The organism is Massilia sp. Masssp93, assembly GCF_059491295.1.
The window spans coordinates 6,918,335-6,931,715 of the sequence record NZ_CP168502.1 but is presented as its reverse complement, the minus strand read 5'-3'; the positions used below and the strand labels follow the sequence as shown (position 1 = coordinate 6,931,715).

10 protein-coding genes are annotated in these 13,381 nt (G+C 67.0%); 1 reads left to right on the top strand and 9 read right to left on the bottom strand.

Features of this window, described 5'->3' with window-relative positions:
* Positions 1-6: 6 nt before the first annotated feature.
* Positions 7-795 carry an NF038120 family PEP-CTERM protein gene (locus ACEN9Q_RS29105; RefSeq protein WP_495626904.1) on the bottom strand — a complete coding sequence of 263 codons (789 nt, stop codon included), beginning with the start codon at positions 793-795 and terminating at the stop codon, positions 7-9.
* A 366-nt stretch (positions 796-1,161) separates the two neighbouring features.
* Here ACEN9Q_RS29105 and ACEN9Q_RS29100 point away from each other — a divergent pair, with 366 nt between their 5' ends.
* The gene (locus ACEN9Q_RS29100) at positions 1,162-3,675 is read left to right on the top strand and encodes an O-linked N-acetylglucosamine transferase family protein (protein ID WP_495626903.1); all 2,514 of its coding nucleotides are present in this window, start codon (positions 1,162-1,164) and stop codon (positions 3,673-3,675) included.
* 48 nt (positions 3,676-3,723) lie between these two features.
* On the opposite strand, the gene ACEN9Q_RS29095 is transcribed toward ACEN9Q_RS29100, so the two are convergent.
* The 8 genes from ACEN9Q_RS29095 to rfbF are packed head-to-tail and all read right to left on the bottom strand — an operon-like array spanning position 3,724 to position 13,303.
* On the bottom strand, positions 3,724-4,548 hold the full coding sequence (locus tag ACEN9Q_RS29095; protein WP_056438258.1) for an FkbM family methyltransferase: 825 nt from the start codon (positions 4,546-4,548) through the stop codon (positions 3,724-3,726).
* Between the two features lie 12 nt (positions 4,549-4,560).
* Positions 4,561-7,326 (bottom strand): glycosyltransferase family 2 protein, encoded by a 2,766-nt coding sequence (locus ACEN9Q_RS29090; RefSeq protein ID WP_495626902.1) that lies wholly within the window; start codon positions 7,324-7,326, stop codon positions 4,561-4,563.
* Positions 7,326-8,252, bottom strand: coding sequence for a transketolase family protein (locus tag ACEN9Q_RS29085; protein ID WP_056438264.1), 927 nt, complete (start codon positions 8,250-8,252; stop codon positions 7,326-7,328). Before ACEN9Q_RS29085 ends, ACEN9Q_RS29090 begins: the two co-directional genes overlap by 1 nt.
* On the bottom strand, positions 8,249-9,055 hold the full coding sequence (locus tag ACEN9Q_RS29080; RefSeq protein WP_056438267.1) for a transketolase: 807 nt from the start codon (positions 9,053-9,055) through the stop codon (positions 8,249-8,251). The genes ACEN9Q_RS29085 and ACEN9Q_RS29080 overlap by 4 nt, the downstream gene beginning before the upstream one ends.
* A gap of 24 nt (positions 9,056-9,079) precedes the next feature.
* Positions 9,080-10,120 carry an NAD-dependent epimerase/dehydratase family protein gene (locus ACEN9Q_RS29075; protein ID WP_495626901.1) on the bottom strand — a complete coding sequence of 347 codons (1,041 nt, stop codon included), beginning with the start codon at positions 10,118-10,120 and terminating at the stop codon, positions 9,080-9,082.
* Positions 10,121-10,137: 17 nt separating this feature from the next.
* On the bottom strand, positions 10,138-11,460 hold the full coding sequence (gene rfbH / locus ACEN9Q_RS29070) for a lipopolysaccharide biosynthesis protein RfbH (RefSeq protein ID WP_495626900.1): 1,323 nt from the start codon (positions 11,458-11,460) through the stop codon (positions 10,138-10,140).
* Positions 11,461-11,471: 11 nt separating this feature from the next.
* Positions 11,472-12,533, bottom strand: a complete 1,062-nt coding sequence (gene rfbG, locus ACEN9Q_RS29065) for a CDP-glucose 4,6-dehydratase (RefSeq protein ID WP_495626899.1) — start codon at positions 12,531-12,533, stop codon at positions 11,472-11,474.
* The gene (gene rfbF / locus ACEN9Q_RS29060; RefSeq protein WP_056438271.1) at positions 12,530-13,303 is read right to left on the bottom strand and encodes a glucose-1-phosphate cytidylyltransferase; all 774 of its coding nucleotides are present in this window, start codon (positions 13,301-13,303) and stop codon (positions 12,530-12,532) included. The genes rfbG and rfbF overlap by 4 nt, the downstream gene beginning before the upstream one ends.
* Positions 13,304-13,381: the final 78 nt, after the last annotated feature.

Sequence of the window (13,381 nt, the reverse complement as noted above, 5' to 3'; positions counted from 1 at the left end):
CGGCGATCAGGCGAGGTTGGACGAGGCAGCCGGCTTGCGGCGGCGCAGGACGAGCGCGCCCATGCCGAGACCCAGCAGCGCCAGGCTGCCCGGCTCCGGGACCGTGGCCAGCGTGATGTTGTCGATGGCGAACTGGGCCTGGTAGATCGTCGGATCGGACCAGTCCTGCGCGACGGTGCAGCCGCCGATACCGTCGAACAGGCAGGCGCGGATCGTCAGGCTCATCAGCGCCGCGTTGCCGAAGGCCGTCGGCAGCGTGGCCGTATCGAACAGCGGATTGCCGCTGGCGTCGGTGCCCGCGAAGTCGAACGCCGCGTCGACCGAGGTGCCGTTCGCGAGGTTACCGGTGAGCATCAGCTGACCGTAGGAAAAATTCGGCTGGCCGCCGACGGGGGCGACGAAACCGTAATCGAGGCTGCGTAGGTTGAACGCGCCGCTGTCGTTCTTCTTGATCGTGACGCCGCCGTCATTGACGCCCAGGTAGAAATGGCTCGTGTTGTTGGTCGGGCAACCGCCCGTCCAGCAGGTCGTCGGGTCCATGCCGTTGGCGAGCAGGCCGACGGCGCCGCTGCTGCCGCTGGGGCCGTGATTGTCGAGCGCCTTGAGCGTGTAGCCGCCGTCGGTGAACGTGTCGCCGCCGAGGTAGAAGGCGTCGGGGCTCAGGGATTCGAAGTCGACCACGGTGGCCATGGCCGGTGCCGTCGCCAGCAGCGCGAACGCCGCGGCGACACCGAGAACGAGTTGATTCAGCCCGGGTCGGGCATGGGAAACGCAAGAAGTCGGATGGGTTGTCATTGTCTCTCGCCTTGAAATGGAAGCATCGACGGGTACGGTGCTTTCGTGTTTTTTTACCAACTGCACGATTTTTCACTTTAGCAAGAAAACAATTCCTTTTCGAAAAAAAGCACCCGAATTAACTATTGTGTTAAAGATATGAAATTGAACAAAATTTTGCTTTCCCTATGAAACTGGCCATCAATGCGGGAAAAAAATTGTCGTTTTTTAATTACAAGTTGTTGCAGATTCAAATATTGATAGACGTGCATCAAAACGCATGCTAGTCATCGGCAAGCGGTTGCTCACAGGCTACAAACCTTCGCTTGCCCGGAGCGACAGAGTATGATGTCGCTTCCCGAAGCCGACTCGAGAGATCAATCCAGGATGAATGTTCCCGCGCACACCGATGCTTTGTTCCGCCAGGCCGAACGCGGCGTATTGCCGCTCGGCGAGCTGTTCCAGGGCGCGCAGACGATGGCCGAACTGGGCATGCCGCAGGAAGCCATCCGGTTGTACGAAACGTGGCTCGCGCACACGACGTCGCCGGCAGCCTATGCGGCCTGCTTCAACCTCGCCGTCGCGCGCGGCAGCGTGGGCGACGAGGCGGGCGCCGAGCGCGAATACTTGAAAGCCATCGCGATCGCCCCCGCCTTCGTCGAGGCGCGCCTGAATCTCGGCACCCTGTACGAACGCATGAACCGCCCGGACGATGCGCTGGCGGCGTGGCAGGCCATCCTGTCCGACGTGCCGGACGTGGCGACGAAGCCGGCGCTGCACGTGCAGACCTTGAACAACCTGGGGCGCCTGTGCGAGATCCGCAAGCGCCTGACCGAAGCGCTGGACTACCTCACGCGCAGCCTGGAACTCGATCCGGACCAGTCGAAGGTCATCACGCACTGGGTCCACCTGCGCCAGAAGCTGTGCATCTGGCCGATCTACGAAGCGTTTGCCGGCGTCACGGTGGAAGAACAGCGCCGCCACACGTCGGCCCTCGCGACGCTGGGCGCGTCCTCCGACCCGGCCGAGCAGCTGGCCGCGTCGCGCCACTTCGTCGAGCGCAAGGTGCAGGTGGCGCCCGAACGGCTCGCGCCGGCGGAAGGCTACGCCCATAAGCGCATCCGCATCGGCTACCTGTCGTCCGACCTGTGCTCGCACGCGGTGTCGATCCTGACGGCCGAGCTGTACGAGCTGCACGACCGAGCGCGCGTGGAGGTCTACGCGTTCTCCTGGAGCCGCGAGGACAACTCGCCGCTGCGCGCGCGCGTCGTCGGCGCGATGGACCACTACATCCGCATCGACCGCATGACGGACGAGGAGGCGGCGCGCTGCATCCGCGCGCACGAGATCGACGTGCTCGTCGACCTGCACGGCCTCACGCTGGGCGCGCGCGCCGACATCCTCGGCTGGCGTCCCGCGCCCGTGCAGCTGACGTGGCTGGGGTTTCCCGGCCCGACCGGCATCCCCGACATCGACTACGTGGTGGCCGACGACTTCGTGCTGCCTTTCGCACTGGAGCCGTATTTCACGGAACAGCCGCTGCGGATGCCGCACACGTTCCAGATCAACGACCGCCGCCGCGCGATCGGCCCCACGCCCACGCGCGCGGCGAGCGGCCTGCCGGACGACAAATTCGTGTTCTGCGCATTCAACAGCACCTTCAAGATCACGCCCGAGGTGTTCGACGTCTGGATGCGCATCCTGGCGCAGGTGCCGGACGGCGTCCTGTGGATCGTGGCCGACAACGACGCCACGCGCGCCAACCTGGTCCGCGAAGCCGAAGCGCGCGGCGTGGACGGATCGCGCCTGCTGTTCGCGCAGCGCGTGGCGCCCGCGGACTACCTGGCCAGGTTCCGCGTGGCCGACCTGTTCCTCGACACCAATCCGTTCAACGGCGGCACCACCGCCAGCGACGCCCTGTGGGCCGGCCTGCCCGTGCTGACCTGCGCCGGCCGGACCTTCTGCTCGCGCATGGCCGGCAGCCTGCTGAACGCGGTCGGCCTGCCCGAACTGGTGACGCACGACCTGCGCGACTACGAAGCGCTGGCCGTGGCCCTGGCCCACGACCGCACGCGCCTGGCCGGCCTGCGCGCGCGCCTGGGCGCGGAGCGCGATACCAGCGCGCTGTTCGACACGCCGCGCTTCGTGCGCGACTTCGAGGACAAGCTGGAGACCGTGGTCAAGCGTCCCGCGGGCGTCATGCCCGCCGACGACGCGCATGCCCGCCAGGCGCATGCCGTGCCCGAGCCGGCGCCCGGCGACTTGAGCCTGCAGCAAAGCACCATGCTCGCGTTGATGCGTCCCGGCATGCACAGCGTCGCCGAAGTGGGCGGCGCGACGCTCGCCCAGGCGTGGCGCGCACGCACGCCGAACTCGCACTTCATCGAGATCGGCCCGGCGCCCCTGGCCGGCACGGCGGCCGGCTGGAGCACATCCAGGATCACGCGCGACCCGGAGCAGCTCGACGACGGCGACTGGCAGCAGCTGGCGAGCGCCCAATGCTGGCTGTTCCCCGAAACGCTTGAACGGCTGCGCGACCCGTGGGCATTCCTGCGACGCCTGCGCCGCCAGGCGCTGGGCCAGGTCGAGCTGGTCGCCTGCGTCAACAACGCCCAGCACTGGGTCATGCAATTGCTGCTCGCGTCGGGCAACCTGAACCAGCGCGACGACGTCCTGCACGACCGCCGCCACCTGCACCTGTTCACCCGCACATCGCTGGCCGCGCTCCTGCAGGAATGCGGGTTCGTGATCATCGACATGACGACCGTGACCGCGCAGCAGCCGCCGCCGGCCGTGGTGGCCGCGATCCGCCAGCTGGCCGAAGCCGGCGGCGCCGATCCTTTGCTGGCCGAGCAGGACGCCCTGCCCTATCAATACCTGGTGCGCGCGCTCGCCGCATAAAGAACAAACGGGCCAGTGGCCCGTTTGTCGATCGTGCGATCAGTTTGATCAGTACTGGAAGATCACCGTCTTGTCCATCTCCGGCGTCACCCTGGAGAAGATGGCATTCGGGCCGTTGCTGGCTTTCAGCTGGGCGAACGAAATCGGCGAGTTGATGCCGGTCGCGAATTCCCACAGCTTCAGCGCCTGGAGCTTGTCACCCACTTCGTGCGGCCGCTTCGAGAAGAACGCATTCACCTCGACCACTTCGTACTCGAACGCGCCCTGGTGCTTCAGGTCGCGCAGGATGAAGCCGTGCTTCTCGAGCAGCGCCTTGACCTCGATGAAAGTCTTCTGGTTCTTGTAGATCTGCTTGAACTGGCACTCGACCTCGATGCCCAGCACGTGCTCCAGCACGTCGCCGCAGCCTTCCAGCACTTCGTAGTCGTAGCCCTGCGCGTCGCACTTGATGAAGTGCGGCGCCGGCATGCGGCCGGACTTGACCAGCGTCTCGATCGGCGTCACGTGCACCGACAGGTGGCTGTTGATGCCGAAGCAGGTGGAGATCGGATATTCGTTCAACACCTCGAAGTTCGGCTCCAGGATCGAGCTGCAGGCGGTCGAGACCGTCATGTGCAGCGGCACGTCCGCGTCGACGTTGCCGACGGCATCGGTGAGGAACGTACCTTGCGGGAACATCCGCCTGAGGTTCTCGCACTCGTCTTCCTGCGGCTCGATGCCGACATAGTGGATGAGATTGTGCTTCGCCAGGTATTGGAAGCTGGCCTGCTGGGGGCCGCCCATGGCGCCGATGTCCAGGAACACGGCCTTTTCCGGCAGGCCGGATGCCAGCGCCTGGCAGGCGGCGTTCAGAATTTGTTTTTCTTCGTTCACTCGAGCACCTCTTCAGTTGGTTTTCAATGGAGTCTTGGAAAAGGCAATCATACGGCCGCTGTTGCGTGCCGCATAGCCGCGTGTGCGCAGGTGCGTCACCAGCAGTTGGAACTTGCCGCCGAACCAGATGTCTTCGATTCCGTCCAGCACCACCACCGCCTCGGCGGACAGCTGCGGCTCGATGGCGGCAAAGGCGTCCAGCGCGGCCTGCCGGCAGCGGGCGCGGTCGTCGGCATCGCCGCGGTAGTCGGCGGCATTGCAGACCAGCAGGTCGATCGATGCCGGCACCGGCTCGCCGGGCGCGGCCACCGTCACGTTGCGGCCGAGCAGGCGGGTGCGCAGGCCATGGGCTGCGTCGCGGCGCAGCAGCGCCTCCGGCTCGACCGTCACCAGGCTGCCGCCATAGCTGTGCACGTACCAGGCCAGCAGTTCGGTCGAACCGTTGGCCGGATCGGTGCCCAGTTCGACGCAGACGGCATCATGGTCGAGCGCGATCAGGTGCTGCACCAGCGGCGCGAACACCGGTCGCTGCAGGGCCGGACGCCGGCGCGGCGCCACCACGTTAAACGCCGGCACGAACATGCGGTTGTAGTCCGCGCGCGGCATGACCGCGTTCTGGCGATAGTGGAAGCCCGCATTCGTCTGCTTGTTCCAGTCGCTCAGGCGCGCCGCGGCACGCAGCGACTTTTGCACGATGTGGTCGTGCGACAGCATGCGGTAATGCAGGTTCCTGAATACGAAGCCTTCGCTGCGCTTGACCGGACCGGTCGGCGCGCAGGTGTGGCAGCCCAGCAGGTAGTTGATCTCGATCTTCGGATCGAAGATCAGGTTCTTGTTGTAGTACTGCGGATTCGGCGTGCCGGTCTGGATGCGCTCCCAGATATAACGGCCCGGGACGTGCCGCGGGTGCTCCTTGGACAGCATCTCGAACCCTTCCACCATCGGCAAGGTCACGCCGTCGCGCTTGAACTCGGCGAGCTTGGCGCGCAGTTGCGGGTGGTATACGAATTCGTCGACGTCGCACACGACCATCCAGTCGCAATCGTCGCGGTATTTCTTCCATTCCTCGTTGCGGATCGCCATCAGTTCGCGGTCGTCCAGCTTTTCGCTGACCTTGACGACCAGTTCCACCTCCGGATAACGGGCGGCGATCTCCGCGGTGCCGTCGGTGCTGCCGCCGTCGTGCAGGACCACTTTCTTCGCGCCGAGGAAGTTGATGTAGTGGTCCAGGAAGAACGGCAGGATCGCCGCCTCGTTGAAGCAGACCGCGACCACGTAGATCACCGCGCCGTCGTGCGAATCGTGCGCGCCGGCCGCCGGTGCGTCGACCGCGGCACGCAGCGCGTCCAGTTCCGCGCGCAGGGCCGGCTGGTCCGGCTGGAACGCGACACCCAGCGCCAGGTAGCGCAGCAGTTCGGCGTCCATGTGCCGGCGGCGCGCCGCGTCGATCAGGTGCGCCAGCGCCTGCAGGGCCAGCGGCGACGCGTCGGCGCCCGGGGCCGGCAGCAGCGCCTCCCATTCGTTCACGGCATCGTCCAGGCGTCCGCTCTGCTCCAGCAGCACGCCGAGGGCGTAACGGGCTTCCGCCATGTCGGCGAGCTGCAGCGCCGCGCGGTACTGCGCTTCGGCCGCCGTCGCCTCGCCGCTGTTGTGATACAGCGTGCCGAGGTTGTAATGGCCGGCGACCGCGTCACCGTGCGGGCCGGATGCGAGCCAGTTGACGTAGAGCGCGATGCGGTCGGCGTCGTTCCAGGCGTCGCGCTGCGCATCGACCTCCTGCATGACGCGCACGACGCTCCATCCGGCCAGCGTGTCGGACGGGATCGCCGCCGCGCCGGACGTGCCCAGCAGCAGGCCGACGGCCTGGCGCACGACGGCCTGGATCTTTTCCAGGTCGTAGGCGCGCTCGACGTCCTCGTGCACCGAGGTCAGGTAGACGAGCAGCGTCGTCAGCTTGCCGATCAACAGGTCGCGGGCGCTGCCGATCCGGCCGATGAACTTGCCGTGCACGATGGCGTCGCACAGCAGTTGCAGCCATTCGACATTGGCCTGGATGCGGATCACGTTGCCGCGCTGCTGGTCCTGGCCGCCGTGGATGCGGAAATAGCTGAGCGCCTCGGGCAGGTAGATGCAGTCGCTGGACGACAGCACTTGCAACCACGTCGCCACATCCGACAGCGTCACATACTGCCGGTCGAGGAAGATGCCGAAGCGCGCGCCGATGACGCTGCGGCGGAAGATGGCGGTGGTCGGCTCGCCGACCAGGTTGTTGCCGTTGGTGAGCATCATGACGCCCAGCGAGTCGCCGCCGATCAGCGTGTCGGTCTCGAACAGGCGCTCGGTGCCGGGCAGTTGCGCGATCGGCTGGCCCGCGGCATCGATCAGCTGGCGGAACGACGTCACCAGGCCGACGGCCGGATTGCCCAGCATCGCGCCCATCATCCGCTCGATCTTGGTCGGATGGAACAGGTCGTCGTCCATCAGGTAGCTGAGGAACTCGCCCTGCGCCGCCTGGAAGCAATTGTTGAAATTGTCCATCGGGCTGAGGCCCGGCGCGCGCAGGTAATGGATATTCGGATGGGCGGCCACGTAGGGCGCGAAGCGCTCCCGGGTGCGCTCGTCGTCGCTGTTGTCGCTGACGACGATTTCCACGTTGCCCCAGGTCTGGGCGAGCGCGCTGCGCAGCGCCTCTTCGCCATAGTCGGGACGGTTGTGGGTCGGGATCAGGATCGACACCAGCGGCGTCGCGCCGGCCAACGGGGGAGTTGCGTTCGCCATTATCGTCCTTCCGATGCGGATTGCAGCACCTGGGCGCGCAGCGCGTCCGGGTCGATGCCGTGTTCGCGGCGCAGGTAATCCCAGCTGCCGTTGAAACGGGAAAAGCGGTCGTCGATGCCGAGGCGCAGCACCCGGGCGCGCGGACCGCGCATGGCCGCCACGATTTCCGCCACGGCGCCGCCCAGGCCGCCCAGGCGGTTATGCTCTTCCAGCACCACCACCTGGTCGAACTCGCGCGCCAGCGCTTCGACCTGGCCGGCATTCAGGGGCTTGATCGACGGCGCGCTCCACACCGGGTTATCCTCGAGCGATTCGGCCAGGTCCACGGCGCTGCGCACCATCGAGCCGGTGGCGATGAAGGCGGTGCCGCGGGTGCCGCCGCCGGCCCGCGCCGGCAGCAGGTCGCCGAGCGGGGCCGCGCACGGCGCAGCATGGACGGTGCCCACGTCGGACTTGCCCATGCGGATGTACACCGGCCCCTCGAAGCGCAGCGCGTGCGCCATCGCGTAACGCATCTCGTGCACGTCGCACGGCGACAGGATGTCGATGTTCGGCACGGCGCGCAACGCGGCGATGTCTTCCGCCGACTGGTGGCTGCTGCCGAGCGAGCTGTACACCAGGCCGGCGCCGTCGCCGATGAACACGACCGGCAATTCCTCGTAGCAGACGTCGAGCTTGATCTGTTCCAGCGTGCGGATCGGCACAAAGCAGGCCAGCCCGTAGACGATCGGCTTGAAGCCGGCCTTCGCCAGGCCGGCGGCCACGCCGACCATGTTCTGCTCGGCCACGCCGCAGTTCACGAACTGGTCCGGGCAAGCGCGCCGGAATTCGTCGAACAGCGCGTAGCCGTGGTCGCCGGTCAGCAGCAGGACCCTGGGATCGGCCTTCGCCGCGGCGACGATGGCGTCGGAAAATGCGTTCCTCATGCTTGCTCCAGCTCCGCCATGGCAGCGGCATAGGTATCGGGATTCAGGCGCGTGTAGTGCCAGCGATTGTCGTCTTCCATGAACGAGACCCCCTTGCCTTTCACGGTCCGGGCCACGAGTGCCTTGGGACGCCCGTCGCGATTGGCGCGCACTGCGCTCAGGGCCGCGTCGAGCGCGGCCTCGTCGTGGCCATCGACGTCCACGGCCTCGAAGCCGAAGGCAGCGAATTTCGCGCGCAGCGAGCCCAGTCCCATGACGTCGGCCGTGCGGCCCATGGCCTGGAAGCCGTTTTCGTCGACGATCACGACCAGGTTGTCGAGCCGGCGGTGCGCGGCGAACAGCAGCGCTTCCCACATGGACCCTTCGTTCATCTCGCCGTCGCCGACGATGGCGTAGCACATCTGGCCGGTCCCGGCCAGCCTGGCCGCCAGCGCCATGCCGACGCCCACCGGCAGGCCGTGGCCCAGCGAGCCGGCCGTCACCTCGCAGCCCGGCACGTGCGCGTCGGACAAGCCCTTCAGCGGCGTACCGTCGCCGAAATACCGGTCGAGCGCCTCCTGGGCGATCCAGCCCTTCTCGCGCAGGCATGCGTATTGCGCCATCACGCCGTGGCCCTTGGACAGGACCAGGTAATCGCGCAGCGGGCCGTTGGGATCGTTGTCCGGATAGCGCAGGTGGTGGCGGTACAGGACGGCCAAGATCTCGACGAGCGAGAAGGCGCACGCGATGTGGACCGTCGCGCCGGCGTGCGCCATGGACAGGACCGCGCGCCGGATAGCCGTGGCGGAAAAAGCTTGCGACATGGGATCTCCCGATAATTGCATGGGTTAAACGGGCCGGTGCCAGGCGGCGGTGCGGCGGATGGCGTCGTCGAGCGGCGTGCAGACGGACAGGCCGAGGGCGGCGGCGCGGGCCACGTCGGGCACGTACTGTTCGGCCGGCGCACCGGGCACCGGGATGCCGAGCACCGTGCTGTCGTCGCGGCCGTTGAGCACCGTGGACATCCGCGTGGCCAGCCCGGCGATGCTGATGCGCTCCGGCGAACCGACGTTATAGGGTTGCCCGTCGCCGCGCACCAGGATGGTCAGCAGCCAGATGGCCAGGTCGGCGGCATACAGGTAGGAACGCACGGCCCGGCCGTCGCCGTTGACGCGCACGGGCGTGCCGCCCAGGATGTCGCGCAGGAAGCTGGCGGCCGCGAACGGTGCATCGAGCGGCTGATAGGGGCCGAGGAAGGCGAAACAGCGGGCGATCTGCACGTCGAGCCCGCCGGCCTGGCGTTCGCAGGCGCTCAGCCACTCGACCACGCGCTTGCCCTGGCCGTAGGCGCTGCGCACGTCCGTCGGCGCCGGCGCGCCGGGATAGTCTTCCGGCACGTGGGTCAGGCCGGGCGGCTGGCGCCCGTACACGGCCCCGGAACTGGTCAGCAGGAAGCGCGCGGCGCCGCTGCGGCGCGCCAGCGCCAGCGCCTGCTCGCCGCCGCGGACGATGGCGTCGAACGTCTCTTTCGGCCCGGCCGCGGACGCGGCGACGTCGGTCGCGGCGTGGATGACGATATCGTAGCGGCCGTGCAGCCCCGCCATGTCTCGCACGTCGCCCTGCGCCAGGCGTAGCGCCGGATGGGCGGCCAGGCCGGGTACGTTGCGCCGGAACCGTTCCGGCTGCCGGCTCAGCACGGTGAGGCGCAGGTCCAGGCCGTGCACCCGGTCCAGCCACAGCAGCGCTTCCAGCAGCCAGCAGCCGAAGAACCCGGTGCCGCCGGTCACGAACAGGTGCCGCCCGCGCAGCCCCTCGACGACGTCGGCCGCGCAGCGGTCCGCGATCAATGCGAGATCCTGCTGCGCGATGCCTGGTTGGTAGTCGGCCATCGGCGCCACGGGCGGGATCAGAAATTCACGCCGAAGAAGGTTTCGAGGCGGTCGACGACGTAGTCCAGCATCTCGCGGCTCAGGCCCGGATAGACGCCCACCCAGAACGTGTCGTTCATCACGCGGTCGGTATTCGTCAGGTCGCCGGACACGCGGTAATGGCGGCCGATCATGTACGGCTGGCGCGTCAGGTTACCGGCGAACAGCAGGCGGGTGCCGATCTTGTACTGGTCGAGGTAAGTGAGCAGGTCCACGCGCGAGGCGTTCGCCTCCGGCTTGAGCGTCATCGGGAAGCCGAACCACGACGGGTCCGAACCTTCGGTCGCTTCCGGCAGGATCAGGAACTCGGCGCACGACTGCAAGCGTTCCTTCAGGTAGGCGAAGTTGTCCTTGCGCGCCTGGATGAAGCCGGCCGCGCGGTCGATCTGCGCGAGGCCGCAGGCCGCCTGCATGTCGGTGATCTTGAGGTTGTAGCCCAGGTGGCTGTAGGTGTACTTGTGATCGTAGCCTTCCGGCAGCGTGCCCAGTTTCCAGCAGAAGCGCTTGCCGCAGGTATTGTCCTTGCCCGGCGGGCAGTAGCAGTCGCGGCCCCAGTCGCGGAACGATTCGGCGATCATCTTGAGTTCCGCGTTGTTGGTGAACACCGCGCCGCCCTCGCCCATCGTGATGTGGTGCGCCGGGTAGAACGACATCGTGCCGATGTCGCCGAAGGTGCCGACCATTTGCCCGCGGTAGGTCGAGCCGAGCGCGTCGCAGCAGTCTTCGATGAGCCACAGCTTGTACTTCTTGCACAGCGCCGTGATGACGTCCAGGTTGTACGGGTTGCCGAGCGTGTGCGCCAGCATGATCGCCTTGGTCTTCGGGCCGATCGCCGCTTCCAGCTTCGTCACGTCGATGTTGTAGGTGCCCAGCTCGACGTCCACGAACACCGGCACCGCGCCGAACTGGATGATCGGGTTGACGGTGGTCGGGAAGCCGGCCGCCACGCCGATCACCTCGTCGCCCGGCTGGATCGCGCGCGCGCCCAGCTTCGGCGAGGTCAGCGTGTTGAAGGCCACCAGGTTGGCGGACGAGCCGGAGTTCACGGTGATCAGGTGCTGCACGCCGATCAGCTTCGCGAGCTTCGCTTCGAACTGGTCGTTGAAGCGGCCGGTGGTCAGCCAGGCGTCGAGCGACGCCTCGACCATCAATTCCATTTCCGGCGCGCCCACCACCTTGCCCGCGGGCGGGACCGTGGTCACGCCCGGTTCGAAGGGACGCGGCTGGCTGTCCAGCGCGCCGTATTGGCGGACCAGCGCGACGATCTGTTCGCGGAGTTGTTCTTTGCTTGTAGTGTTCATGATTCCGGCTCTTATTGAATGTCGGTGGCTTGATAGTCGCGGATCTGCGCCAGGGTGAAGGCCTGCATGTCCTCGCCGTGCGCATGGGCCTTGTGCCAGTCGACGATGCGGTCGATGGCCTGGCCGAGATGCCAGCGCGGCCGCCAGCCCAGGCGCGCGTGCGCCTTGGCGCAATCCAGTTTCAGGTAGGTCGCCTCGTGCGGCTGCGGCGCTTGGTCGAGTTCCCAGCGCGCGCCCGGTCCCCACTGCTCGCACAGGCGCGTGACGATCCATTCGACCGGCCGCGCGTCGGTGTCGGCCGGGCCGAAATTGAAGGCCTCGGCGAACGCCTGGCCGTCGCCGTACAGGCGTTCGGCCAGGGCGAGATAGCCGGACAGCGGCTCGAGCACGTGCTGCCACGGACGGATCGATTGCGGGTTGCGGATCCGGACCGGCTGCGCGGCGGCGATCGCGCGCATCATGTCCGGGATCAGCCGGTCCGCCGCCCAGTCGCCGCCGCCGATCACGTTGCCGGCGCGGCCCGAGCCCAGCGCCACGTCCGCGCCAGCCAGGAAGGACGCGCGGTAGGCGCTCGTCACGAGTTCGGCGCACGCCTTGCTGTTGCTGTACGGGTCATGGCCGCCCAGCGGTTCGTTTTCGCGGTAGCCCCAGTGCCACTCGCGGTTTTCGTAGCACTTGTCGCTGGTGACGTTGACCATGGCCCGGATGCCGGGCACGGCGCGCACCGCCTCGAACAGGTTGACGAGGCCCATGACGTTGGTCGCATAGGTCTCGACCGGATGGCTGTAGGAATGGCGCACGAGAGCCTGGGCCGCCATGTGGATGACGATCTCGGGACGCGCGGCGCGCAGCGCGGCGGCCAGCGCATCGGCGTCACGGATGTCGCCCTCGACGTGGCGCATGCCGGCGGCCACGCCGGCCGTCTCGAACAGGTTGAGTGGGCCCGGCGGTGCCAGCGCGAAGCCGGTGACGTCGGCACCCAGCGATTGCAGCCACAGGCTGAGCCAGCTTCCCTTGAAGCCCGTATGGCCGGTCAGGAAGACGCGCTTGCCGCGCCAGAATGCGGGATTCATTGCCAGACTTTCCAGGGCGCCTTGCCCGTTTGCCACAGTTCTTCCAGCAACACCTTGTCGCGCAACGTGTCCATCGGCTGCCAGAAGCCGGTGTGGCGGAAGGCGGACAACTGGCCTTCGCCGGCCAGGCGTTCCATCGGTTCCTTTTCCCACACGGTCGCGTCGTCGACGATGTAGTCGATGACCTTCGGCGACAGCACGAAATAGCCGCCGTTGATCCAGGCGCCGTCGCCCTGCGGCTTTTCGCGGAAGGCCAGCACGCGCTCGCCTTCGAAGTCGATGGCGCCGAAGCGGCCCGGCGGCTGCACGGCCGTCATCGTGCCGAGCAGGCCGTGTTCCTTGTGGAAAGCGAGCGAGGCGCCGATGTCGATGTCGGCCACGCCGTCGCCGTACGTGAAGCAGAACGCCTCGTCGCCGTCGACGAAGCGGCGCACGCGCTTCAGGCGGCCGCCCGTCATGCTGGAGTCGCCGGTATCGACCAGCGTCACCTTCCACGGTTCGGCGAAGCGTTGGTGCACTTCCATCGCATTGTTCTGCAGGTCGAAGGTGACGTCAGAGGTATGCAAGAAATAGTTGGCGAAAAATTCCTTGATCACATAGCCCTTGTAGCCGCAGCAGATGACGAACTCGTTGATCCCGTAGGCCGAGTACTGCTTCATGATGTGCCACAGGATCGGCTTGCCGCCGATCTCGACCATCGGCTTCGGCCGCACCGTCGTTTCTTCGCTGAGCCGGGTTCCCAGGCCACCGGCCAGTATCACTGCTTTCATGCTGCAATCCTCGAGTCTTGTGTGTTCGTTTGGTCATGCGACCCGGCAATACGTCCGCACCGCACGCGTTGGACGAGC

Bases quoted from the DNA above. Each gene is read 5' to 3' on its own strand.
- ACEN9Q_RS29105 (WP_495626904.1), bottom strand. From the start codon at position 795: ATGACAACCCATCCGACTTCTTGCGTTTCCCATGCCCGACCCGGGCTG.
- ACEN9Q_RS29100 (WP_495626903.1), top strand. From the start codon at position 1,162: ATGAATGTTCCCGCGCACACCGATGCTTTGTTCCGCCAGGCCGAACGC.
- ACEN9Q_RS29090 (WP_495626902.1), bottom strand. From the start codon at position 7,326: ATGGCGAACGCAACTCCCCCGTTGGCCGGCGCGACGCCGCTGGTGTCG.
- ACEN9Q_RS29085 (WP_056438264.1), bottom strand. From the start codon at position 8,252: ATGAGGAACGCATTTTCCGACGCCATCGTCGCCGCGGCGAAGGCCGAT.
- ACEN9Q_RS29080 (WP_056438267.1), bottom strand. From the start codon at position 9,055: ATGTCGCAAGCTTTTTCCGCCACGGCTATCCGGCGCGCGGTCCTGTCC.
- ACEN9Q_RS29075 (WP_495626901.1), bottom strand. From the start codon at position 10,120: ATGGCCGACTACCAACCAGGCATCGCGCAGCAGGATCTCGCATTGATC.
- rfbH (WP_495626900.1), bottom strand. From the start codon at position 11,460: ATGAACACTACAAGCAAAGAACAACTCCGCGAACAGATCGTCGCGCTG.
- rfbG (WP_495626899.1), bottom strand. From the start codon at position 12,533: ATGAATCCCGCATTCTGGCGCGGCAAGCGCGTCTTCCTGACCGGCCAT.
- rfbF (WP_056438271.1), bottom strand. From the start codon at position 13,303: ATGAAAGCAGTGATACTGGCCGGTGGCCTGGGAACCCGGCTCAGCGAA.